Below are 22,507 nucleotides of genomic sequence, written 5' to 3'. Positions count from 1 at the left end.
CGGGCCGGCCCACCCGGGTGCCGGCCCGCGGTCGCAGGCCGGCACCCGGGTGGCCGCCACGACAGCGGCCGCCCCCCCATCTCCCCTGCGAAAGGCGTCCCGTGAACGACGCGCAGAACCCCGCCGTCACCCGACTCGCCCATGCTCTGCGCCCGGAAGCAGGCCCGGCACTCGGAGTGTTCCTTCCGGCCGGATTCCCCAACTGGACGGCGGGGATCGATCTCCTGCACTCCTTCGCGCAACGGGGCGCCGGCGTGCTCGAAGTCGGCGTCCCCGCCACCTCGCCGGTCCTGGACGGCCCCGCCATCTCCGCCGCCTACGACCAGGCGCTGCGCCAGGGCGTACGCATGACGCACGTCATGAGCACCGTGCGGCATGCCGCCGAGAGCGGTGCGCCCGTCGTGGTCATGAGCTACTGGTCCAGCGTGAGCGCGTACGGTGTGCAGCGTTTCGCCGACGACCTGGCCACTGCAGGGGCCGCCGGTGCCATGATCCCCGACCTGCCCCTGGCCTCGATGGCCCCGTGGCTCGCTGCCGCCCGCACCGCGGGCATCAGCACCCCGCAGTTCATCCCCCGCGACGTGAGCGACACCGACCTGTCCCGGCTCGGCGCAGCCGCCTCCGGCTGGATGTACGCACCGGCCGTCGCGGCCGCCACCGGATACCAGGGAGCCCTGGACCTTACCGGGATGCAGCACTTCACCCGCAGGCTGCGCTCCCACGCCCAGCACCCCCTCGTCGCCGGCATCGGCATCTCCACACCCGCCCGAGCCCGGGCTATCGCCCCGCTCGTCGACGGCGTCGTCATCGGCTCACCCATCGTGCGGCCCCTGCTCGAACAGCCCGGAAAGCCTGGCCACGCCCAAGCCATGGCCCGCGTCCGGCAGTTCACCGAAGCGCTGCGCGACGCCGCGCCCCTCCCGCACCCGCGCTCCACCGCGTCCCCCTGACCTGTGCGGCACGACCCGGCCGTGCAGCAGACCCGTACACCGAAACGAGGCCCGATTCGTGAACCACCGCCCACCCCCGGGAACGCTGCTGGCCGCTCTGGCCCTGACCGCGGCGGCACTGGCCGGGTGTGCCGCCCCGACACCGGAGCCCGGCGACCCCTCCCACCCTGGTGTCCACGCACCCGACGCTGCTGGTGAACGCACCTCCGCGCTCCAGTCGCTTCAGTCGCTCCCGGTCAAAAGCCCCGCCCCGCAGACCGGATACGACCGCAACGCCCGGTTCGGACCGGCATGGTCGGACACCACGACCGCCCCGGGCTCACAGAATTCGTGCGACACCCGCAACGACATACTGAGCCGCGATCTGACCGAGATCACCCACAGAAGCGGCTCGGTCTGCGTGATCGCCTCCGGCCGCCTGGCCGACCCCTACACCGCGGCCACCATCGACTTCGTGCGCGGGCCCCGCTCGGCCGCCGTGCAGATCGACCACGTCGTGGCCCTCAGCGCCAGTTGGAAGACCGGTGCCGCCCAACTGCCGCAGGAGCAGCGCGAGGCGCTGGCCAACGACCCCCTGAACCTGATCGCCTCATCCGGCCCGGCCAACCAGCAGAAGTCGGACTCCGACGCTGCCGGCTGGCTTCCCGCCAACGAGGCATTCCGCTGCCCGTACGTCGCCCGCCAGATCGCGGTGAAGGCGAAGTACGGTCTCTGGGTCACCGCCCCGGAGCGAGACGCGATGAACCGGGTACTGGACACCTGTCCCGGCCAACCGCTCCCCACCGACACCTCCGCCGGCGTCATCCTGCCCACGTCGTAGAAGGACCCGCCATGCCACCGACCCCGCCCCGCCCCTCCCGTGCAACCCCCGCTGGCCGGCCACGTCCGGCCAGCCCGCGCCGCCCGCCCCTGTCACCGCCGCCCCAGTGGCAGAACCTCTTCCTGGCGCCCCGGTACTCCGATCCGCGGATCCAGCAGGAGATTGACGAAGAGTTCGACGAAGGCGCCCTCCCGCGCCGTACCCACCAGCGCTGACCAGCGCCCCACCCGCCCGGGCCGCGACCGTGCTCGTCCTGCAGCCCGGCACAGGAGTCCCGCCCGCACCACGTCAGATGGGGGAGTCGCTTGTCCACCGCCACCCTGGAACCTCGGCCGCCCCGGCTTCCTTGGCCGCCGCCCACCGCTGTCGTCGCCCCCGGGCCGGTCGAGAGCCGACCCAACCAGAGCGTCCGCAGCGGTCTGAGGGTCCTGCGCGTCCTGCACGAACTCGGCCCCTACGACGAGCACCAAGTCGCCGAGATCGCCGAAGCCGCAGGCCTGCGCGGGCCCCACGTCTCCCGGCTGCTCGGCGCCGCCGTCGCCGAGCAGGTCGCCGAGCGCGGAACCCGCCACGGTTCCTACCGGCTTACCCGGGCCGGCCGGGCCCTGCTGGACGTACGGGCGCCCGGGCCCGTCCACCCCCGCATCCGGGAGGTCCTCACCGCCCTCCACGAAGAGACCGGGCTCGCGGTCGCCTACCACCAGCCCGGCTGGCGCCTGGGCACCGGCCTGCGCCTGGAACTCGTCGACGCCCTGTGCCCGGCCCACCCCGATCTGCACCACGCGGTCAACCAACAGCACGACGACCTCAAGCACAGCGCCGCCGGCCGCGCCGCCCTGGTGTCCCTCCCGCCGGGCATGACCACCGGACCCGACGACCAGCCGATCACCGTGCCCCCGGCGATCCGCGAGAGCGTGACCACCAGCCACGTCGCCGCCTCACGCACCCCCACCACACAAGCCCTGGCGACCTGCGTACGCCGGGCCGGCGCGGCCGTCGCCGTCCTCACCGTCCTGGGCCACACCCAGGCCTTCGCCGAGCCGCTGCGCGTCCAGGAGTACGCCGTCCTGCTGCGCCGAGCCGCCCAACGCTTCACCGCCCCACCCCCCAGGCCCACGGCGACCGGCGTCAACCGGGTCCGACCGCGCGCCGAGACGTACCACCGCGCATCCCAAGCAGTACGGCCCGGCCTCTACGCCATCTGAAGGACCGCCCCGCACCACACCGTGACACTGGCGGCCCCGATGCCCGCGTGCCCCCTCCTGGGGGCGGTGCGATTCCTCGGCGGAATCACTTCGAACCTAAAACCGTGCCGCGACGGACAGGACCGGCCCGCCACCGCCCCGCCCGCTCGTAGGTTCATGCATGTCCCGCTCACGCGGGGCACAGCCACCACAAGGAGGTGAACATCATGCGGCCTTACCGCAAGACGAACCGTCCGGGCTAACCGGAGCGAGCAGCACCAGTGAGCATCCGCCGGGCTCCCCCCGGCGACGAGCTCCCTCTCGAAGGCGGCCGAATCCCACCGGATCGGCCGCCTTCGCACGTTCGCCCCACTGCCCCGCCCACCGCGAGACCGCTCTGGAGAACCGGCCATGGCCACCACCCACCCGCCCGTCGGCGCCCCGAGACCGGCGCGCCCACGCACCGCTCCTTCCACCCGCACCGTCATCACCGCGCTGATCGGCGGCACGCTGCTGCTCAAGGCCGCCGGCTTCTGCTGGGACTTCCTGGGCTACTACATTGCCGACGGCGCCGGGCACGGCACCACCGCGGCCGGGGCGGGCCTGACGCTGTTCGGCATCGGGTGGTGTGCCGGCCAGGCGCTCTCCGGAGCTCTCACCGACCGGCTGGGCCAGCGCACCGCACTCACCCTGCTGATGAGCCTGTCCGCCACGGCCTGCTTCGCCCTGGCCCTCACCCGGTCGCTGCCCGCGCTGCTGGTGCTCTCGCTGTTCCTCGGCTTCACCATGGAGAGCCAGCGGCCGGCCGTGTCCGCCACCATCAACGACAGCATCACCAGCGAAGCCGGCCGCACCCGCGCCCAGGGGTGGGTCTACTGGTCGATGAACGTGGGCATCGCCCTGTGCGGTGGCCTGGGCGGATATCTGGCCCACAACTACGGCTACCGGCTGCTCTTCGTCGCCAACGGCATCGCTTGCATCGTCTTCGCGCTCATCGCCCGGCGCGTGCTCGCCCCGCAGGTGCGAACGGCGGTCAGGCCCGAAGCCCTCACCTACCGGCAGGTTCTGGCGGACCCGAGCCTGCGGTGGATCACGGTGGCCGCGGTCGGCGCGATGGTCTGTGCCTACGGGCTGGTCAGCGTCCTGCCGCTGGTCATGACGCAGGACAAACTTCCTCCGACCAGCTACGGGACCGCGATGATCGCCAACACGGTGGCGGTCCTCGTTCTCAGCCCTCCGCTGATGCGGTTCCTGATCGGCCGCGACGAGGAGATGCGCTACCCCCTGGCCCCGATCCTGGCCGTCGGGAGCCTGATCCTCGGCGCCGGGATGGCGTTCGCGGCCCTCCAACACACAACGATGGGCTACTCGATCGCCGCCATCCTCATCGTGCCCGGTGAGATCTTCTACAGCGTCGCGATCGGCGCCTACGTCTCCAAGGCCGCTCCGCCCGGCGCGACCGGACGCTACCAGGCCGTTCTCAGCGCGGCGACCGCGGCCGCGTCCCTCCCGCCGCTCGGGATCGCCCTCGCCCTCGACCTCGGAGGCCGGCCCCTGGTCGCCGCGATGCTCGCGCTGAGCGCCCTGACCGCGGCAGCCGCCTGCCGCCCCCTGGCCCGCACCCTGCGGACACCTGCCGCGCCCACCCCCGCGGCCCCTTCCCTCGACAAGGAGCAGGCATGACCGCGAACTTCCGCCACATCCCCTGGCCGGTGGAGGCCCCCGAGCCGGTCGCTCAGCACCGAAGGACCGACAACGACGAAGACCACCCCGCCGGCGTCCTGCCCGCAGACGACACCGAGCCGGGCACCGAAACCCGCTGACACACCCCGCCGGGGACGCCTGCCGCCGGCGGCAGGCGCCCCCGGGCCGCGTACCGGAACCGGCGCGATGTCCCACCGGCACCGTCCCGGAAGCGCCCGGCCTCGCTATGCGGGCACGGCCCGGGGGGCAGGCACCAGAGCGAACCCGTCACACCCGGAGGCCGGATGCGCCCAGTGGCCGACGCTGTAGGGCTCCGGGCACGCGGCGCACGTGGCGGACGGGTGGCCGCCCTTGTCCGTGCATTTCGTGTCGTCGCACACGGTGCAGGGCTCGACCTCAAGGTCCACGCCCGGCACGAGGACGAGGAGCTGGTGTCCGTCGTTGGGGAGCAGAAGCTCGGTCAGTGCGTAGAGCTGTTCGTCCAGGAACTCTGCGAAGTCCAGGTCCCGTGTCACCTCCCCGTTGGCGTGATGCGCGCTGGCGAGTGAGCAGAAGTGGTGACCCTCCTCGTCCCAGGAGGTGCGGAAGACGACCCGGGCGACCGGCGCGTCGCTGTCCAGGGGCTCCTCCTCGGCGAGACGGGGGAGAGCGGCGACCACCGCTTCGGTGAGGAGCGCCTGCGTCCGCAGCACCCGCACCCGGTTCAGCGCGGTTTCGATCCGCAGCAGGGTCTCGTCGTCGTACGCGGCGAGGGCGGGCTCGGGGTCCTGCGGGTCGAACACGGGCGGGCAGGCCTCTGCCTTCTCCCGCTCCGGTTCGAAGCCCGGGGTCAGGGCGACGACCAGGGTGTCGCCGAACCTGGGCGCGCGGAAGGCGGTGATGTCGTCGAGTTCGTCGCCGATGACGTCGCTCAGGTCGGCGGCCGGCACGGTGCGGGGTCCGAACACGAGCAGGGCCCCGTCTGCGGCCCAGGCCAGCCCCTCGAACTCGTCGTGCTCCTCGGTGATGCGGAAGTCCACCGCGTCCGGGCGCTCCGTCGCGGGGAAGTGTGCGGTCAGGGCGGTGCGCAGAGCGGCGAGCTGCGTCTCGCCCACGGTGGTGTTGAGGTCGGTCATGTGCTGCTCCTGGTGCTCGGGGACGGCGGGTCCGCGTCGGCGGTGGCCGGGGTCTGGGTGTGTGGTGTCACCGGGGAAGGGTGAGGGTGATCTCGTCGCGGGCGGACGGGGCTTCGAAGTCCGTCAGTTCGGTGAGGGCCTCGGCCACGGTGCTGTAGGAGAAGTTGCAGTTCGGTTCGGTGCGGCCGCCGAAGTGGAGGTCGCCGAAGTCGGACCAGTCGTGGGCGCCGTCGTTCTCGTCGGTGTAGTGGAACGTGACGGCGTCGGGCCGGGGCCGGTCGCGGTCGGTGAACCACTCGACGAGGGCCTCGCGCAGCGCGGTGAGCAGCTCCTCGGGTACGGGCCCGTACGACAACGGCGTGCGGTCGCCCCGGGGCCGGCCCTTGCGGTCGTACCCGCAGAGGCCGCACCGCTGCGCCTGCCGGGAGAGGTCTTCGGCGGAGCAGGAGGGGTTGCGGCACTTCCACAGCACGCCGGCCGCGTAGAGGGCGGCGCGGATCGCCTGGGCCTGGTCGTCGGTGGCGTTGTCCAGCAGCTCGGACAGTTCAACGGTCGGCAAGGGGCGTCTCCTCGGTTCGGGGCAGGGGGCAGCGCGCCGGGGCCGGTTCGGGCCCCGGGCGCGGTTCGTCACAACGAGGGCGGGTCAGGCGGTGGTGAGGATCTCGCCGGGGCGCAGGAAGCGGCCGGTGTCGATGAAGTGCTGGCGGGAGGACGACGATTCGGTGTCGAAGTCGCCGTAGGTCCCGGGGGAGGGGTCGCAGCCGCAGGCGCACGGCAGCACCAGTTGGCCCTGTCCGGCGCGGGTGAGGTGGCAGCCGCCGCAATCGCTGTCGGCGCTCTCGTTCTCGAAGGCGCATGCGCACGTCCAGGCATCGCAGCCCTCGCACAGGGCGGTCTCCTCGTCCGGGTTCCTGCCGAGCTCGGCCCAGCAGTGCTCGCAGCGACCCCAGATGAAGCCTTCGCGGTCGGCGGCGTTGCTGACAGCGGCGTAGAAGTCGGCCCCGGAGCCGCCCTGCGCCAGGGCGTTCAGGGTGATCCGGGACAGCCGGAGCGGGTTGGGGACGCTGGAGCGGGCCAGGACGGCGTCGGTGGCGGCCAGCATGGCGCGGGCGGTCCAGTCGGCGAGGCGCGCGAAGCAGAGCGTGATCATGGTCATCCCTCCTGGCGGGGCAGGGGGACGGCGGGCGTGACCTCGGCGTCGTCGGTCTCCGAAGGTGCCGACTGCTCGTGGCGGACGTCCATGTAGGGGCAGATGAGCCCGGCGTGACTGAGGTGGGACTCGCTCAGAAACTCGAAGTCGGGCTCGCACTCGGGGTCTTCGAAGTCTTCCTTCTGCTCGTCGCGCCAGGCGCGGAAGAACGGGAGGAGTTCGAGACGGCGGCGGGCATCTTCGATGTCCTCGCCGTTGACGACGAACGCGTACGGAGCTTCCCCGTTGTGGCGGTTCGCCCCGGCGTAGGTGAGGGTGAACGCCTGCCCGGGGAGGGGCGGACCAGCCAGCTCCAGAAGACGGCCCATCACCTTGTCGAGCAGTTCGAGTCCGTCGTACGCCTCGTCGTCGAGGTCTTCCTTGTAGCCCTCGAACTCGGTGGGGACCTGTTCACCCCGGTCGGTGTACTGGGTGGGGATCCAGGAACCGTTGCTGTCGTAGTAGCGGTCCAGAACGGCCTGGTGGCGCGCGGCCTGCTCCTGGTACGACGAGATGAGCTTGTGGAGTTCGCCGATGAAGTCGGTGGGTGTGTCCAAGCGCAGATCCTCACGTGCGGGGGCGGGGAGTCGTCGCGCGAAGCGACATGAAGGGGGGCCCAGGCTCTGCGGCGGGCACCGGTGCCCGCCGCGAGTGCGAGCCTTCGGCGCCGAAAGGTGGAGAACCACAACCCCTTTTGACAATTAAAAGTTTACCATATGCGCGTGCGTTTGGCCAGGTCAGAGGTGGTTTCGGGCCCCGGCCGGGCCGGACTGGGGGGTGCCGAATCGGACTGCGGCGGCCGGAGCGGTTGGCACGCCGGAGACGTCCTCTGACGGTGGGCCGGCAGCACTGAACAGCGCCTGCGACGGCTGGCGGCCGCGCGCACCGACGCCGGCCGGGGATCAAGGCCCGCCCGGTGAGACGGGCTCCGGCGTGCTGCGGGCTGGAGGAGGCTGGTTGAGGCGCGGGTGGAATACAGAAAGTGCCCGCGGGTGAGCAGTCTCTGCTCACCCGCGGGCACTTCCGGTGGCGCGGTCCCTCGTGGTGCCGGTCAGTCCTTGTCCGGCGACGAGGGGTCGGGTTGGTCGGCCGGCTGCATGCGCGCCTGGCGCTGGGCCATGGTGCGGTAGCGCTGGAACGTCTCGAGGAACCAGAAGGGCCGGTCCATCTCGTCGTGGCCGTCCGGGGCGGGGAAAGAGCGTCCCGTCACCGGTGCCGCGTAGTAGCTGATGGACTGCTCCTCGAGGCCGGTCTTCTCCGCGACGTGAGCCGCGTAGTACCGCCGGCGCCGGCTGCCCTTGCCCGGCTGCAGGGTCGGTGCGACCGGGGTCCAGCGTCCCGGCTTCTTCTGGGCGATCCGCTCCTGGATTTCCGGGACGAGGTTTCCTTCCTCGTCCATCAGTCCGACCGCCTGGCAGTAGGCGACGAAGACCGATCGCGGGTAGCGGGGGCGTGCCGCGTCGGCTTCGGGCACCTCGATCCCCATGGCCTCGGCGACCGCTCGGAGCGGGGAAGGATGCGTGGTCGCCTTCGCGGCCTCTCCCGGCCGGCGGTGCCACCGGGCCACGGCCTGGCGGCTCATGCCGACCTCGCGGGCCATATCGCTGAGACTCATGGTGCTGCTGGTCACGGTGCCTTCCTGTCCTTCATGTTGGTGTCGGGGCTGAGATTACGGCAGTGGTGTCCCCCGCTGGGTTCTGGTTGGCCGGCGGCCGGCCGGCGCCCGCGGAGTGGGCGACGACCGTGACCCCGCCGGGCCCGTCGGCGAGCACCCCGAGGTCCTTGAGGCTGCGGACGGCCTGTCGGGCACTGGTGACGGTGTATCCGTGCTGTTGGGCCAGCGACCCGGCAGTCGGAAACTCGGCGCCCGCCGGGTACGCGCCGGCGTCGATGAGCTGGGCCAGCCGTTGCGCCAGCCGCCGGTAGGCCGCCGTGCCGAAATGGCTCCCCGCGGACGTGTCTGCCTCCGCGGTCGGCTGGATCGGGACGAGGTCCAGACCGGGCAGCGACTGCGCCGGCACAGCGGCGGCCGTCGGCGGCGAGGTGACGAGCACGCGCCGGCCGCTGCGCGCGAGGAGACCTTCGGCCTGCAGCAGTTCCTGGCCCCGCTGAACCGTCTTGAGACCGACCCTGTACGTCGCCGCGAGGTCACGCTGCGGGGGAAGGACCGCCCCGGGTGCGAGCAGGCCGGCCCCGATCTGCTCACGCAGCAGATCGGCGAACTGCACGTGGACCTTGCGGGTGTCGGGGCTCACCCGCGCCCCCGGCCCGGCCTCCTCGCCCCGCCACGCCACACCGTGGTGCAGCACCACGGCGTAGTGCGCCGGGCCGGCGGCCGGCGGGGTCTGCTGGGCGAAGGCGTTGTTGCGCGCCGCCGCGGTCGCCAGGGCCGCATCACGGGTCGGGCGCTCCAGGACCTGGTCCGATGCGGTCAGCCACACGGCCCAGGGCTGGTCCGCGGGGCCGATGGGCTCGGTGAACTCGGGCACGGTCGCCTTCCTGGGCGTGCGGTCACTCGAAGGTGAGGTCATGGCAGGAGCAGTCGGATCGGGTGCACGGCAGCCGGCCGTCGTCGGTCAGCCTGCGGGCATGCGCGGTGTCGGAGTGCCCGCACCGACAGGCGGTGGAGGGCTTTCGCCCGGTCTCCGCCCGGCGGGCGTCCCGTTCGGCCAGGGCGGCGCAGCGGTCGCGTTCGGCTTGGGCCTCGGCCAGCAGCGCCAGGAGGCCGGCTCGGTCGAGCGGGCCCCGCAGTTCGGTGGTGTCGATCAGCGACAGGGCGCTGCCCAGGGCGGGTTCGAGGCGGATGTGGTTGAGCAGCAGCTGTACGGCGGCGGCGAGCTGGCCGGCGCGTCGTGCCTCCTGGTCGTAGGTGGGGGCGGGGGCGTTCGGTTGCGTCATGGAGGTCTCCTCGGGTCCCGGTGCCGGCCGCGGGGACGGGGATGGCACCGGAGGGCGGGCGGGTCAGGGCAGGATGCGCTCGGCGCGGGCCGCGGTGAGCCAGGGCCCGAACTGGCTGGTGATGCCGTCGTACAGCGCGGAATCGGGCACGTTCTGCGGGTCGGCGGCGTGGAAGTGGCTGGCGTTGTCGACCCGGCGGCCGGTCAGGTCGTCGAGCTTGTCGAGGAAGGCGATCTTGTGGCCGTAGCCGACGAACGCGAAGAACAGGGGGAGCTCCGCAGCCTCGCGCAGTGCCGCCACCGCCGCCTCCCTGTCCGTGGGCCCGCCGTCGGTCTGGAAGACGACCAGCGCCGGCACCCCCTCGGCATGGGCCGGTGAGCCGAGGTGCAGCTTGACGACGTGCTGGATGGCCCTCTCGTAGTGGGTGCGGCCCATCCGGCGCTCGATGCGCTGGTACGCGGCCTGGATCCGGCCTCCGTGGTCGCCGGGGCTGATGACCGTGGCTCCGTCGATGCCGGTGGAGAAGAACACCACGGGCACCTGGCCGTCGTCGTCGAGGTTCCGGGCCAGCCCCAGGACCTGTTCGGCCAGGTACTGGACATTGCCGTCCCTGTAGTGCGGACGCATCGAGCCGGAGCGGTCCAGCACCAGGTACACGGCGGCCTTCTGGTCGCTCAGCCCGTGTTTGGTCAGGCTGACGGCGGCCTTCTTGGTGAGGTCGGTGACCGAGGACCGCCCGGCCGGCGCCCGCGTGGAGGCCGGGGGCTGGGCGGGGGCGGTGCGGGAGAGCAGTTTGCGGAACATGGGGCTCGCTATTCGTTCGGATCGGGCCGGGGCCCGGCGGGGCTGAGGCTGGTGCGCGTACGCCCAGGGCGGCGGGCTGCTGCCGCCGGGGTGGCCGGCGGCCGACTTGTGCTCGGAGGTGGCGGCCACGCTGTGCTCCTGTGGTCGGGGCCGCCCGGTCGGGTGTACGGGGTGAGGTTGACGCGGCGGGGCTGTGGACACGTGCCGGGCATCGGCCCCGGCCGGCTCTCGTGCTGCAGGACGGGGCGGTACAGGGCGGCGAAGTAGGAGAGGTGGTCGCCGATGCCGCGCGCTCCGGCCAGCGGGTGCTCGATGCCGCTCCACACCTCCCGTGCCAGGTCCGCGTACCGGCTGCCGGCGAGCACGGTCACCCGGCAGCCGGTCACCGCCATGTGGCGTGCCTGCCGGAGCAGGGTCGGGGCGGTGACGGTGCCCGCCTGTCCGGCCCGCAGGTCGTAGTCGAGGATCCGGTCGCCGGGATGCAGCAGCCCGAATTTCGCCGACAGGATCACGATCCTGCCGTCGTCCCTGGCGAGCGCGGCCGCAGCCCGACGTGCGGCCAGGTGGTAGCTGCCGGTGTAGATGTCCTCCGCCGGACCGGCCGCCTGGCCGCTCTTGCGCATCGCGCACGGCACCACCAGTAGCCGCGGCCCAGGGACCGCGGCCGCAAGGTCCCGTCCCGCGGGAGTGATCCGGAACTGCGGCACGCGGCAGTGGAGGTGGACCTTCTCTGCGTCGACGCCGGCGAGAGGCTCGGCGAGGCCGTGGCGCACCAACTCCGCCAGCGCGTTCCCGCGGACGGCCGCCGGCACAACACCGGCCGGGTCCAGCCGGGCGGCGCTGAGACCGGCACGCTGCTCCCAGCTGAGGCTGGCCCGGGCCGTCATCGGCTCCCGCCCCGCGTACGGACGAAACGCACCGGCCCCGGCCGGCCGGGGAAGCCTTCCCGGGCCTGAACGGGGCGCATCACATCGCCGTACTGGGGCGCGCTGTTGGCGGCCAGGTGGTGCTCGCCGTGTCGTGGCGCGGCCTGCCATGATGGCCAGATGGCTCTGGACGACCGCCGCATCGGAGTCGCCGGCATCCCCGCGCTGGGCACTGCGCTGCTCGTGTTGGGCCTGTGTGCGCTGGTCGGCGCGGACCCTGAGCCGTGGGTGTGGCCGGCCCTGGGCGCCGGCGGCATGTGGGGGTACCGGTACGCGCGCCGCTGGTCCTCGTAGGCAGACCGGTCCCGGCGCCGGGCCGCGCTCCGGCGGTCGGTATCGCAGTCGCGGTTCCTGCAACCGAGTTCGCCGTCAGCAGCGTGCTGGGCAGATCCGCGCTCTCGGGGGAGCTGTCGAGTCCGGTCGCCGTAGTGGTAGGGCCAGCCGTCCGCTGAGGCAGTGAGCGCCGACAGCGACCTGGAGGACCCTGAGCACTTCGACTGCGAGGTGCCAGGGGCCGGCGGTCCGGCGGGGCGCACCCTCACCGCAGCGAGGGGCCGGGAGAGCCCGGCGGCGCGGAGACGGCGGTATCGGCGGGCGGGGCGCCGGAGCACCGTGCGGCTGCGGCCCGCTGCCGAGAAGGTGTGGGCATCCGGACGCCGGGCAGAGCCCGAGCGGCCGCCCACCGGGGGGACGACGCGGGTGGCGGCGGGCACGAACCGGCTCAGCAGAAGACCCCGGAGCGGGGTGCGTCGCCGCGGCCCATCCAGGGCCCGGGGCCTGGTGGCCCTCGTGGATCGCGTCATGGCTGTCCCTTCCTGTGCGTAGTGAGTGCGGTCGGCGAGCGCCCTCCTGAGGAAAGCAGCGCCGGGGGAAGAGCAGCACGTGATCCTGCGGGAGCCACGACCCCCACCCATGATGTCAACTAAAACTTTACATCGAGTGTGTATTGCTGGCAACCGGAACCGATGGGCGGTGTCACACCGAGCTCCCCATGTGCCGGAACTGTCCGGCAAGGCGTCACCGGGAACTGTGCTCCTCCACCTGCACTTCGAGCAGGGAGCACCAGAGAACCCCCACGATCTGGGTTTCGATCTCAGCGCCCGAGCACTTCTCCTCGGCGACGAAACGCAGAGCTGTCCAGACGTCATCGGCACGGTCGAGGACCGCCTGGATCTCGTGCGCGATGGCGCTGTCCCGCCCGAACTGAAGGGCGGGGTCGTAGCCGTTGTTGTAGACATCCATCACCTCGCGCCAGCGGCCGTCGAGCCGGATGACGTCCCGTTCCTGGACGTCGCGGGCGCGGACAAGACGGATGTTCCAGAAGGGGCGGTCGGGGAGCGTGGCGGAAGGGCTCGGCTGTGTGGTCAGGGCAGTTCCTTTCGTGATCGGGCCGTGCCGGCAGCAGATCGGGCGCGTCAGCGGACGGGAAGCCGCATCGCGACATGCTGCTCGGCCCAGTCCGTGCAGGGCGCGCACAGCTCATGGGCCCGGGCGTCCCGCCCGCAGGAGCGCGCGGCGCGATCGAGTTCCTCGTACAGCCTGGTGACGGCCGCGTTGAAGTCGGCCAGTGCGGGGACCACGACGAGGTCGGGGCAATCACCGGCGCGGGAAGGCACGTCGCCCTGTGCCACGCGGACGGGGTGCGGGGCAAGGGCCCACCCCTCCTCCATCGCGGGCACGCCGTCCAGAAGAAGGGCGCCGATGAGGGCGTTGACGCGGAGGGCGGCCGCGAGATCGCGGCAGGCCGATGGCAGGACCGGCCGGCCGTCAGGACCGCGGACCCCGCGGGCACGTCCGGACTGGATGTCCCAGGCCGTACGGTCCAGTTCAGCCGCCCACCGCCACACGGTGGCCGGCGCCTGATGGCGGTTGGGTGGCAACTGCGAGTACCGGGACAAGCTGCTCCTTCTGCGTAAGCGGTAGGTCATGGCCGCGCGGAGGTCGCGCGATCCGTAGTCGGCCCGGCTGCGAATGAGTTCACAGCCCCCTTGGCCCGGAGGCTCAGGCGGGACGTCCCGCCCGCAGCAGCGCGGGCGCCGCGCCCTCCAGCCCGACCAGGTCGCGGCAGGTCGTGCTGACCGCGAGGTGCAGAACATGGACACGGGGGCCCGGCCGAAAATCCTGGCATGCCCCGGAACAGCGTTCGCACAGCCCATGGGAGGTGAGAGCGAAACACTCCGCACAGCGCACTCGCCGGTCCGTGCGCCGGAAATCACCGGTGAACGTCAGCCGGGTGAGCCGGGTGCAGTCGTCGCAGGTGAACCAGCCGAGCTCGTTCGTCCGGCCTCAGTGACCCGGTAGACACCGCTCCCGGTCGTCCGGGCGACGAGCCCGCGGCGTACGAGGGAGTCGAGGATGTGCTCGGTCTGCGACGGCGAGCCGATCTGCCAGTCGCACCCGCGATGCCACGTACCGGAGTTCCGGCTCGCGAGATACGTCAAGGCCCGGAGCTGCAGTGCGCCAAGGGCGCGGTCAGCGCTCACCGGGACTCCGCGGCATCGGCGCCGCAGGCGAGGCATCGGACGCTGGCGGACGGGGCCTCCTCGCAACACCGAGAACACGGCTCGCCGCTCAGGGCGTAGCGGTGGGCCCGATCCAGCGCATCCTCCCAGTCAACTCCCTCACGACCGGCCCAGATCAGCACGTCGGCGATGAGGTCGGCGGTACAGGTCGGGACGTCGTCGTTGCCGTTGCCCTGGACTCTGTAGCCTTCGACGGCTGTGCGGCCCCGGTCGGCGGCGAGAAGGTCCATGGTCACTCCTGAGAGATGGTCGAAGGCGCGGTCCGGTGCCGTGGTCCGCAAGGGGCGGAAGGCGGGCCGACAGCGGGGAGACGGGAGAAGCCGGTGAGCCCGGTGCCCCGGGGGCGTCACGGGCAGTCGGGGCAGCACCGGCCGTCGTCGTAGTCCGGGGTCTCGCGGAGGTTGCGAAGTCGCTGCCCGAGCTCGGCCAGCTCACCGTCCAGGGCGGACACGGAGCGGGTATCGCCGCCAGCGCGGGCGGCGGCGCACTCGGTACGGATCTGTGTCATGCGGGCCTGGATGGCGTCAGTCTGAACGGTGCCGTTCGCGTTCTGTTCGGTGTTCATCGAAGCCTTTCCGCCATCCACTGCTTGACAAGTTAAAGTATACAGCCGCATTCCATGGATAGTCAATTCTCAGTTGTCGAATATGGACGGTTGGCCGCGCCGGAAAGTTGCCCATCGCGGGCTCGTGATGTAAAATCATACATGTCAAGCGAGTTGAAGTGGACCGCCTGCTACAGCAGTTGGCCTCCTCGCCGACGCCGCGCGTCTTCGCGCCGCCCTTCCTCTTCGCACCGGGACCGCCGAGCGCCCCCGCAGTGCCTCACCTCCAAGGACTCCCATGACCGACCCACAGCCCCCGCACACCGTCACGATCACCGGCCTCCACCGGGACGGCACCATGTGCCCCATGACCGGTGCGCACCAGATCACCGGCACCGGACGCGCCGCCAGCCGAGCCTGCGCCGCACACGGAGGACGCCGCATCCAGGTCTCGTGCACCTGCGGTGCGTCCATCCCCGCCATCGACCGACTCGACGCCGTCGTCACCAGGGCCGTTCACCACGCCCAGCACCTGCGGGAACTCAGCTTCCGCTACATCGTCGACGACGGTGACGGACCTCGGCGGATGCGCCGCGTCCTCGCCCCCATGGCCTGAGTCTCACCCGTGCGACATGACGGCGAGCACCCGGACAGCGAATGCCACCCGCTGTCCACAAGCACTCCGTCCCACCGTTGCCAGCACCAGCCCAGCAGCCCTACCGCCGACCACCCTCAGCAACCTCACTTCCGAAGGGCGCCTTCCTTGACGTCACCCTCAGGCCGTATCGCCCTGACCGGCGCGACCACGGTCGCCGCAGCGCTGCTCCTGACCGCCTGCACCGGACCCACCCCCGTCGAGCACGGCATCGTCAAGGACAAACGCGGACACGGCGGCTACACCCCGACCAACTGCCGTACCACGACGAGCGCCTTCACCCAGTCGCTCACGCTGACGGGCGGTTCCAGCGGAGGCCGGAGCAGCACTACCGGCTCCGGCAGCCGCAACGGGTCCACCAACTCCGGCAGCTCATCCGGCAACAGCAAGCCCGCCGCGCCGAAGAACCTCCAGAAGGCCTCCCCGAAGCACGGCACCGAGACCCCCAAGAACAAGCAGAAGGACAACGGCGGCCCCTCCCCCCGGCGTGTCTGCGACTACGTGAAGCCCCGGTGGGAGATCAAGCTCCAGGACGGTGACCGCACCGGGTGGAAGCAGGTCAGCAAGGCCTTCTGGGACGACGTGGAGAAGGGAGACCGCGTCTGAGGGAAGAGAAGGGGAGGGGCTGTCCCACGGGCGGCGCCTCACCCTTGTTCGTCGCTGGTCCGCGTCCACAGGCCATCGGACGGAGGCTCAAACCCGCAGCCACCGGCCCCCGCAGCGTTCGAGCAGCCAGTGAACCCCGCAAAGAACTGAACGTGTACGGGGAGCCACACACCCTGTGGCTCAGTCCGCCGCCGTACGGCGTATCCACGCCATGACCCCGACGAAGGAAGACCGTTGAGCTACATCCAGTTCCAGGACCAGCACGGCAGCGCCACCCTCCGAGGAGTCGAGCGGTTCAGACTGCTCAGCCTGGTCCAGGACAGCACCGCAGCCCTCTTGCGGGGACAACGGCCGGCAGAACTCGCGACCCGCCTGCACGATCTACTGCCCGACGACCACGAACTCCGCTTCGCCTCCGCGCCCCGCGGCCGGCAGACGGGCCCCTGGCTGCAGGCCTACTCCGCTGCCGCGCGGAGCATCTTCAACGACCCCTTGGTCCGCTACCGGGGACACCAACTCGCCCTGATGACCATGCAGCTCAACACCGCCATGGCCGTGGGAACCGAGCCCGTCAGGCTCGCGGCACGGCTGCACGGCCAGTGCGAGATCAACTGCTGGGTCGACGGCCCGCACCGCACCTGGCTCGCCGATGTCGTCGAGGGTGGCCTAGAGGACGGGTCCTTCCGGGCCGGCCTGGGCTGGGAGTCCATCGCCGACCTTCTGCGCCAACGAGACGACCAGCCCGTTGTCACCTCCTTCTCCGACCACTTCCCGACCTTCTGGAGCGTTCCCACCACCCAGCTCGGCGCCCCGGACGCCGACGATGACGAACTCATCCAGACGTGGGAAACCCTCCCCGCGGAGGAGCGATGGCGCCTCGCCCTCCAGGAGTTGCAAGTCCGGACCGCCGACGCCGAGCTGGAGATCCGGCCCGACTGGACCTCTTACCGCTACGGCCACACGCTGTCCTTCCACGACCTCATTGCCGAAGATCACCAAGAGCGCTTCGACCGTGCGCTCGGCCTCCCACCTGTACCGAACGGCTCCGACCGCACCTGATCCGGGCAGCGCCGAAGAGGGGCCGGCCCGCAGACGCGCGGGCCTGGCCCCCCTTGGTCGGTTCGCACCGGGACGAGCCCGCCGTCGGAGCCGTCCAGTCACCCGAGGCACGTGCCCTATCAGCGACCTGCCCTTGGTTCTTGGGGATGGCGCTCAGTCCGCGCGCCATGTTCCCTTCACTTCCCCCTCGAAAGTGCCCCCGCGGCTGCCTTTGCCGCCTCCACAGGCGATCCGTATGGCCACGCCGGCGAGAACCGCGATACCCACGATCTTCAGCACGGTCAGGGTGGCCGTCCACACCGCCGCGGCGGCCGCCGTGACGCCTGAGGCGATCTGCGGACCGTAGACCCCGCCCACCGCCGCGAGCGCGGTTCCGCCCCCGAGGTAGGCGGCGGCCTTGATACGAGCCCGGTTCCCGGTGAGCCAGGACGGCAAGGCAGCGGGAGCGGCCCGGTCAGCCGCCACGCCAGCCGGGCCGGCGACGGGGGCGGTGGGCGGAGCGACGAGCGGGACGGCCTCGCGGATCAGGTCCGTGGAGCCGTCGGAGTGGGTCCGGTAGGTCTCCCGGAGGGTGTAGCCGTCAGGGACGACGAAGGGCGTGATGCCGACACCCGAGGCGCTCGGCGTCGGGGCGGGAGCGCCCCAGGTGGGTGCGCCGTCGGCGAACGCCTCGTCGAGGAGCTTGCAGGCGATCTCGTTGTCGTGGGAGGTGCTGGGCGGCACGGCAGTGCTCCTTCATGAAGTGGACCGGGTCCCTTCGCCGGGACCGGCTGAAGGGGGGAAGGTGCGGTTGGAAGCGTCAGCTGCGGGAGTCGGGCTCGCGCCACGCGTTGCCGCCGAAGGACGGATGACGGCGCCGGACGTCGGTGATGTAGCCCCGGCAGTGCAGCGGGGAGTGGCCTCCGACGGGCCACCCCGAGGCGTTCGCACACCAGGTACAGGTGGGCTGCGGCCGCAGACGCCGCACGATCCGCTGCCCGATCACGACCAGCAGCGCACCGACGGGGATACCGGTCAGGACCAGGAGGACGTCCATCGCAGGCTCCTTCTCTCAGGAATGGGTTCCGCGCACCGGGTCGGCAGCGGGGTGATCACGGAAGTGAGGGCCCGGGGCCGGGTCATGCGTCCGGGCGCTGGTTCTTCAGCCGGTCGAGGAGTTCGTCGAGCTCGGCGGAGCGGTGGAGGACCTCGCGGGCCTTTGACCCGTCCGGAGCGCCGACGATGTCGCGAGCGGTCATCTGGTCCATGAGCCAGACGGCCTTGGCGAAGCCGATGCGCAGCTTGCGCTGGAGCATGGATGCGGAGCCGAACGACGTGCTGACGACGAGCTCGACGGCGTGCAGGAACAGCTCCAGGTCGTCCCCGCTGAGCACTTCCAGCGCCGCGTCCTGCCCGTCGCTCTGCGGTCCGGGCGGGGCGGGGTGGTCGGGGTCGGCCCAGACGTACGGCGTCTTCGGGCCGCGCGGCTGGATGATGCGCTCGTGTGCGGCGAACCACGCGCTCACGGACTGCCGCGTCGGAGGCTTCTCGTCCGGGTACTTCTCCCCGATGGCCTTGCGGACAGAGTCGACGGTGACGCCTTCGGGGCCGGCGTCGCGGACCATCGCGAGGATCTCGTCCTTGCGGGGGTGCTCCCGGGCCTTCCTCCCGTCGCCTCCCTCGGTCTGCTGCGCGTCGTGTTGCTCCGCGGCCTCCTGGACCAGTCCTTCGATCCCCGCCCAGACCTTCTCGAACGCCGCCCTGACCGTAGCCTCGTCCGGCCCGGAGTCACCCGGCCCACCGGCGGGGCCAGGGGCGATGTGGCCGGCCGGGGGCTGCTGGCCCGTGCCGTACCGCTTGAGGTATTCCTCCGCGGGGGGCAGGTCACCCAGATCGCCGGGCAGTCGCCGCCCGCCCGGCTGGCTGGGCCCGCCGGTGCCCGTGCCGCTCGTGGACGGCGGCAGAGGTGGCGCGGCCTGCAGGGTGCCGGCGGCGCCGTTCGCATTGGCGGAGCTGCCCAGCGCGGCGGGCGTGTCGAGGTGGAAGGCTTCGAGCATCCATCCGCTGCGTTCGGTGTCCGACCAGCGGTCGCCGTAGCCCCACTTGTTGGCGATGGTGATGGCCTCGGCGTCGAGGTCGGGGCGGATGTTGGCGCGGGCGACCGCCATCTCCTCGATGTGGGTGGAGTCCTCGTCGTCGTTGACGTAGGCGAAGCGGCCCTTCTCCGGCGGCTCGGCCTGGTCCATGGCGGGCGTCTTGATGTAGCAGGCGCCGTTGCCGGGCAGGGCCGCCAGGTTGACCTGGTGGTAGAAGTCGGGGAAGACGTACTGGCCCTCGCCCTTCTTGCGGAACCGCAGACCGATGGTGGTGTCGTACTGGGAGTCGATCTCACCGCCGCCGGTGTTGGGGCCGGTGCCGCGCTGGACGACGTCGACGTAGTCGATCGCCGCCTTGCGGCCCTTCTTGATCCCCCGGGTCTTGGGCTTAACCGCCAGAGGGCTCCAGGCCATCAGGTCCGAGCCCTCTTCGGTGATGACGATGATGGCCGGCTGCGAGGCCTTGGGGACGAGCTTGCCGCCGCGGGCGGTCTTGGCCCGCTGGTCGGCGATGTCGTGCGCCGCGCTGTACATGCGCACCGCTTCGTCCTCGGTGGTGGCGACCCAGTCGATGAGCGGCCGGGAGATGGTGTTGCCGTCCTTGTCCTTCCAGCACTCCGCCCAGGGGCGCAGCCACCGCTTGGCGGTGTGGCCGCTGGCCATGTCGATCATCCACACGACCGCGTCGACGCAGCGGGTGAGCAGCGAGATCAGGACGTGCAGGGTGACGGACTTCCCCGATCCCTTCTGCCCGGCGATGAGCACGCTGTTCTGGCGCATCAGGAGTTCGATGGGCTCACCGGACTCGAGCATCCCCATCGTGATCGGCTCGTTGATGGTGATCGGGTGATCGCTGGGGTCCAGGTCGACGTGCTCGCCGAGCACGTTGCGGGTGGAGACCGACAGGAACGCCTCCGCGGCGTGGGCCCCCGGCTTCAGGGTCAGCGCCCCGGCGCGCAGCCGGGCCTTCATCTCCAAGCGCTTGAGCAGCGGCAGCAGGCCGTCGTAGTCGGTCTCGGTGAGGGTGAGGGTGAGCTTGTACCCGTTGTGGGTCTTGTCCTTGCCCTCGACCATCACCCCGCGGGCGCCCACGGAGGCGAACAGATCCTGCCAGTCGGTGAGGGGCCGGACCTGCGCCGCCTCCTCCTTCGCCCACTGCTCGGCGATCTCCTCCCCGCGCAGGAACCGGTCGACGCCGTAGAAGGGGGCGATGGCCACGGTGGCGGCGGCGATCGCCGCGGCCGAGGACAGCGTCCACGGGGTGCCGTGGGCCACCCAGTTCAGCCAGGCCGCCGACGCCGTGGTCCAGATGCCGGTGAAGGCCGTGTGGTACCAGCGGGCGCGGCGGCTGCGGTAGGGCCCGCCGGAGCGCAGGAACCGGGCGGTGGCGGCCGCGACGATGCCGCCGATCGAGCCGATGCCCAGCATCTCCAGCGGCACCGTGTGGCCCAGGTCCTCGACCGTGCCCAGCGCGACGCCGCCGAGGTAGATCACTCCCGAGGTGTACAGCGGGGTAGCGAACACCCCCTGCGCCCAGGGCGCGGTGACGCGGTCCTGCGAGCGGACCATGGTGAAGCACTCCTTGTGTCGTGGTGGCGAAGTCCGGCCGAGCCAGAGGCCGGCACGTCTGGATCAGGACGCGTTGCGGCCCGCGTCCCACTTCGCGGCCTGGTAGCTGGGGTTCTCCAGGTTGAGCAGCTGCTCCTGGTGCAGGGTCCGGTACAGGTAGTGGACGCCCTGGATGGCGCCGCCGAGGTCACGGAAGCGCTGCCCGGCGTCGCGGTGCATGGCCGGGATGGCCGGGTGGACGACGAACTCGGACTCGGTGGTGGAGGCGACGGTCTCCATCAGCTCGTAGAGGGCCTCGGCCAGCGGGGCGAGGTGCTCGATCGTCGTCTCGTAGCCGAACATCGAGCTCGTCGGGTGGAGGCCGATGTGGACCCCGGCGTCACGGATCGCCGAGGAGGCCAGCAGCAGCGGCATCGCGTGGACGGTCGGGTCGCTCCCCGCGTACGGGGGCAAGATGTGCGCCCAGTTCGCGGAGATGTCCCACTTGCGGCCCTGCCACGTCGGGTTCTCGATGTTGTCCAGCTGCTCGGCGTGGACCTCACGGAACACCTGGTGGGCACTGTCGACGAAGGCGCCCAGCAGCAGGAACTGCACCCCGACGGTGCGGAACTGGTTGCTGATCTCCGGGTTGACCTTGAAGTCGTCCTCGGTGACCTGCGCGATGTTGTGCATCAGGTGGCACATCGCGAACTCCAGGTGCCCGAGGTTCTCGATGACGGTCTCGTAGCCCTTCATGCTGTCCGCCGGGGCGGCGGCGAAGGCCGCGGAGGCCGCCCGGATCGCCTGGGCGGCGTAGATGAGCGGGTACGCGTGGTGAGCCGGGCTGGTGGCCACGGGGGTTCCTCCTGCTGGTGCGGTGGCCGGCGACGGCACGGGGATGTGGCCGCCGGAGACGGGCGCGGCCGTGCCGGTGCCCGCGGCCGGGACGGCCGGGGTGGGCTTGGCGGGCTTGGTGATCGGGCGGGCGGTGGCGGTCTTGTAGATCCAGGTGGAGAGCCACGTCCACCGGCGGGAGTGGCCGACGAGCTTGGCGAGCGGGCTCGTGGCCCAGTGCAGAACCCTGGACAGCGGCTTCAGCCAGTTCGGTCCCGTCGTCGAGAGGCGGACGGTTCCCAGGGCGGTGTGGGCGGAGAGAATTCCCCGCCCCGCGATCCGCATCACGTTGGCCAGGAGCTTCCCGCCGTGCTTGCTGGTACCGCGGTACATCGCGCGGAACGGCGTCGCGGCACGGTGGAGACGGCGCCGGAACTTCTTGCTGGTAACGGTCCTGTAGGCGCGGCGTGCGGCCTTACCGCTCTCGGTGGCGCCGGCCTTCAGAAGGCCCCCGGTCTTCCGGATCGGGTTCTTCCTCCAGGTGTGGCGTCGCCGGTGCTTGGGACCGCTGCCCTTGCCCTTCTTGCCTGGTCCCTTGGGCCCGAGAGACTTCCCCCGGCCCTTGCCCTTGCCACCCTTCCCAGCGCCGACGGGCGGCTTCGTGCCCGACGACTTCGGCGTGAGGGGGCCTCTCGTACCGCCCCGCGTCTTCTTCAGGGCCTTCCCGAAACCGCCTCCGGCACCGGTCGCTCCGGTCTTCCGGTTCGGCTTTGTCGGCCCGACTCCCCGGGATCCCGAGGAGATTCCGCTTCCGAGCTTGCCGAGCAGTCCGCTGCCGCCCGTCCCGTTCGTCATGCCCCCCGGTGTCCCCGTGCTCCTGCGCCCGCCGGGACCACCGAAGCCGCCCTTGGCCAAGCTGCCCTTGAGGGGCTTGGGACCGGAGGCCGACCTGCCTCCGCCCAGGCCGCCCCTCCCGCCGAGGTGGCCCTTGGAGGAGTTCGTCGCCCCGCTCCGGTTCGACAGAGACTTCGTCGACCCGAGACCAGCAGGCTTACGCGACAGGGCACCAGGGAC

26 protein-coding genes are annotated in these 22,507 nt (G+C 71.6%); 9 read left to right on the top strand and 17 right to left on the bottom strand.

Annotated features, from left to right (window positions below; translation table 11 throughout):
• Nucleotides 1-101 precede the first annotated feature (101 nt).
• The 5 genes from trpA to PSQ21_RS36705 all read left to right on the top strand — a co-directional run bounded on the left by trpA (nucleotide 102) and on the right by PSQ21_RS36705 (nucleotide 4,777).
• On the top strand, nucleotides 102-950 hold the full coding sequence (gene trpA, locus PSQ21_RS36725; protein WP_274036573.1) for a tryptophan synthase subunit alpha: 849 nt from the start codon (nucleotides 102-104) through the stop codon (nucleotides 948-950).
• Between the two features lie 58 nt (nucleotides 951-1,008).
• Complete coding sequence (locus tag PSQ21_RS36720; protein WP_443334438.1) at nucleotides 1,009-1,770, top strand: HNH endonuclease family protein; 762 nt, start codon at nucleotides 1,009-1,011, stop codon at nucleotides 1,768-1,770.
• A gap of 305 nt (nucleotides 1,771-2,075) precedes the next feature.
• The gene (locus tag PSQ21_RS36715; RefSeq protein WP_274036572.1) at nucleotides 2,076-2,975 is read left to right on the top strand and encodes a hypothetical protein; all 900 of its coding nucleotides are present in this window, start codon (nucleotides 2,076-2,078) and stop codon (nucleotides 2,973-2,975) included.
• 390 nt (nucleotides 2,976-3,365) lie between these two features.
• Nucleotides 3,366-4,637: an MFS transporter gene (locus PSQ21_RS36710; protein ID WP_274036571.1), complete on the top strand. Its 1,272-nt coding sequence runs from the start codon at nucleotides 3,366-3,368 to the stop codon at nucleotides 4,635-4,637.
• Entirely contained in the window at nucleotides 4,634-4,777 is a 144-nt protein-coding gene (locus PSQ21_RS36705; RefSeq protein WP_274036570.1) for a hypothetical protein, read from the top strand. Before PSQ21_RS36710 ends, PSQ21_RS36705 begins: the two co-directional genes overlap by 4 nt.
• A 105-nt stretch (nucleotides 4,778-4,882) precedes the next feature.
• Here PSQ21_RS36705 and PSQ21_RS36700 read toward each other — a convergent pair whose 3' ends face one another.
• The 9 genes from PSQ21_RS36700 to PSQ21_RS36660 form a co-directional block, all read right to left on the bottom strand.
• Nucleotides 4,883-5,773 carry a hypothetical protein gene (locus PSQ21_RS36700; protein ID WP_274036569.1) on the bottom strand — a complete coding sequence of 297 codons (891 nt, stop codon included), beginning with the start codon at nucleotides 5,771-5,773 and terminating at the stop codon, nucleotides 4,883-4,885.
• 67 nt (nucleotides 5,774-5,840) lie between these two features.
• Nucleotides 5,841-6,332 carry a hypothetical protein gene (locus PSQ21_RS36695; protein WP_274036568.1) on the bottom strand — a complete coding sequence of 164 codons (492 nt, stop codon included), beginning with the start codon at nucleotides 6,330-6,332 and terminating at the stop codon, nucleotides 5,841-5,843.
• An 84-nt stretch (nucleotides 6,333-6,416) separates the two neighbouring features.
• Nucleotides 6,417-6,929: a hypothetical protein gene (locus PSQ21_RS36690; RefSeq protein WP_274036567.1), complete on the bottom strand. Its 513-nt coding sequence runs from the start codon at nucleotides 6,927-6,929 to the stop codon at nucleotides 6,417-6,419.
• Nucleotides 6,926-7,519: a hypothetical protein gene (locus tag PSQ21_RS36685; protein ID WP_274036566.1), complete on the bottom strand. Its 594-nt coding sequence runs from the start codon at nucleotides 7,517-7,519 to the stop codon at nucleotides 6,926-6,928. Before PSQ21_RS36685 ends, PSQ21_RS36690 begins: the two co-directional genes overlap by 4 nt.
• 494 nt (nucleotides 7,520-8,013) lie before the next feature.
• Complete coding sequence (locus PSQ21_RS36680) at nucleotides 8,014-8,592, bottom strand: helix-turn-helix domain-containing protein (RefSeq protein ID WP_274036565.1); 579 nt, start codon at nucleotides 8,590-8,592, stop codon at nucleotides 8,014-8,016.
• Between the two features lie 16 nt (nucleotides 8,593-8,608).
• Entirely contained in the window at nucleotides 8,609-9,451 is an 843-nt protein-coding gene (locus PSQ21_RS36675) for a GntR family transcriptional regulator (protein WP_274036564.1), read from the bottom strand.
• 22 nt (nucleotides 9,452-9,473) lie between these two features.
• Nucleotides 9,474-9,860 carry a hypothetical protein gene (locus PSQ21_RS36670; protein WP_274036563.1) on the bottom strand — a complete coding sequence of 129 codons (387 nt, stop codon included), beginning with the start codon at nucleotides 9,858-9,860 and terminating at the stop codon, nucleotides 9,474-9,476.
• Nucleotides 9,861-9,923: 63 nt separating this feature from the next.
• Nucleotides 9,924-10,664 (bottom strand): VWA domain-containing protein, encoded by a 741-nt coding sequence (locus tag PSQ21_RS36665; protein WP_274036562.1) that lies wholly within the window; start codon nucleotides 10,662-10,664, stop codon nucleotides 9,924-9,926.
• A gap of 8 nt (nucleotides 10,665-10,672) precedes the next feature.
• Nucleotides 10,673-11,551: a DUF6884 domain-containing protein gene (locus PSQ21_RS36660; protein WP_274036561.1), complete on the bottom strand. Its 879-nt coding sequence runs from the start codon at nucleotides 11,549-11,551 to the stop codon at nucleotides 10,673-10,675.
• Nucleotides 11,552-11,710: 159 nt separating this feature from the next.
• Here PSQ21_RS36660 and PSQ21_RS36655 point away from each other — a divergent pair, with 159 nt between their 5' ends.
• Nucleotides 11,711-11,884, top strand: a complete 174-nt coding sequence (locus PSQ21_RS36655; protein WP_274036560.1) for a hypothetical protein — start codon at nucleotides 11,711-11,713, stop codon at nucleotides 11,882-11,884.
• 723 nt (nucleotides 11,885-12,607) lie between these two features.
• Here the strand turns inward: PSQ21_RS36655 and PSQ21_RS36650 are convergent.
• The 4 genes from PSQ21_RS36650 to PSQ21_RS36635 all read right to left on the bottom strand — a co-directional run bounded on the left by PSQ21_RS36650 (nucleotide 12,608) and on the right by PSQ21_RS36635 (nucleotide 14,677).
• Entirely contained in the window at nucleotides 12,608-12,832 is a 225-nt protein-coding gene (locus PSQ21_RS36650; RefSeq protein ID WP_274036559.1) for a hypothetical protein, read from the bottom strand.
• 173 nt (nucleotides 12,833-13,005) lie between these two features.
• Nucleotides 13,006-13,488 (bottom strand): hypothetical protein, encoded by a 483-nt coding sequence (locus PSQ21_RS36645; RefSeq protein WP_274036558.1) that lies wholly within the window; start codon nucleotides 13,486-13,488, stop codon nucleotides 13,006-13,008.
• Between the two features lie 581 nt (nucleotides 13,489-14,069).
• Nucleotides 14,070-14,342, bottom strand: coding sequence for a hypothetical protein (locus PSQ21_RS36640; protein ID WP_274036557.1), 273 nt, complete (start codon nucleotides 14,340-14,342; stop codon nucleotides 14,070-14,072).
• Nucleotides 14,343-14,458: 116 nt separating this feature from the next.
• On the bottom strand, nucleotides 14,459-14,677 hold the full coding sequence (locus tag PSQ21_RS36635) for a hypothetical protein (RefSeq protein ID WP_274036556.1): 219 nt from the start codon (nucleotides 14,675-14,677) through the stop codon (nucleotides 14,459-14,461).
• 277 nt (nucleotides 14,678-14,954) lie between these two features.
• Between PSQ21_RS36635 and PSQ21_RS36630 the strand changes: the two genes are divergently transcribed.
• From PSQ21_RS36630 to PSQ21_RS36620, 3 genes are all read left to right on the top strand, one after another.
• Nucleotides 14,955-15,272 (top strand): hypothetical protein, encoded by a 318-nt coding sequence (locus tag PSQ21_RS36630; protein WP_274036555.1) that lies wholly within the window; start codon nucleotides 14,955-14,957, stop codon nucleotides 15,270-15,272.
• Between the two features lie 147 nt (nucleotides 15,273-15,419).
• On the top strand, nucleotides 15,420-15,917 hold the full coding sequence (locus PSQ21_RS36625) for a hypothetical protein (RefSeq protein WP_274036554.1): 498 nt from the start codon (nucleotides 15,420-15,422) through the stop codon (nucleotides 15,915-15,917).
• Nucleotides 15,918-16,151: 234 nt separating this feature from the next.
• On the top strand, nucleotides 16,152-16,976 hold the full coding sequence (locus PSQ21_RS36620; RefSeq protein ID WP_274036553.1) for a hypothetical protein: 825 nt from the start codon (nucleotides 16,152-16,154) through the stop codon (nucleotides 16,974-16,976).
• A 153-nt stretch (nucleotides 16,977-17,129) separates the two neighbouring features.
• On the opposite strand, the gene PSQ21_RS36615 is transcribed toward PSQ21_RS36620, so the two are convergent.
• The 4 genes from PSQ21_RS36615 to PSQ21_RS36600 all read right to left on the bottom strand — a co-directional run bounded on the left by PSQ21_RS36615 (nucleotide 17,130) and on the right by PSQ21_RS36600 (nucleotide 22,288).
• On the bottom strand, nucleotides 17,130-17,699 hold the full coding sequence (locus tag PSQ21_RS36615) for a hypothetical protein (RefSeq protein WP_274036552.1): 570 nt from the start codon (nucleotides 17,697-17,699) through the stop codon (nucleotides 17,130-17,132).
• A gap of 76 nt (nucleotides 17,700-17,775) precedes the next feature.
• A complete protein-coding gene (locus PSQ21_RS36610; RefSeq protein ID WP_274036551.1) occupies nucleotides 17,776-18,012 on the bottom strand; it encodes a hypothetical protein in 237 nt (78 codons plus the stop codon).
• 82 nt (nucleotides 18,013-18,094) lie between these two features.
• On the bottom strand, nucleotides 18,095-20,620 hold the full coding sequence (locus PSQ21_RS36605) for a DNA translocase FtsK (RefSeq protein ID WP_274036550.1): 2,526 nt from the start codon (nucleotides 20,618-20,620) through the stop codon (nucleotides 18,095-18,097).
• 63 nt (nucleotides 20,621-20,683) lie between these two features.
• Nucleotides 20,684-22,288: a hypothetical protein gene (locus PSQ21_RS36600; protein ID WP_274036549.1), complete on the bottom strand. Its 1,605-nt coding sequence runs from the start codon at nucleotides 22,286-22,288 to the stop codon at nucleotides 20,684-20,686.
• Nucleotides 22,289-22,507 lie beyond the last annotated feature (219 nt).

Source organism: Streptomyces sp. MMBL 11-1, assembly GCF_028622875.1.
GTDB lineage: Bacteria > Actinomycetota > Actinomycetes > Streptomycetales > Streptomycetaceae > Streptomyces.
Note: the sequence above shows the minus strand (reverse complement) of the source record. Positions and strands in the feature narration are given on the sequence as shown.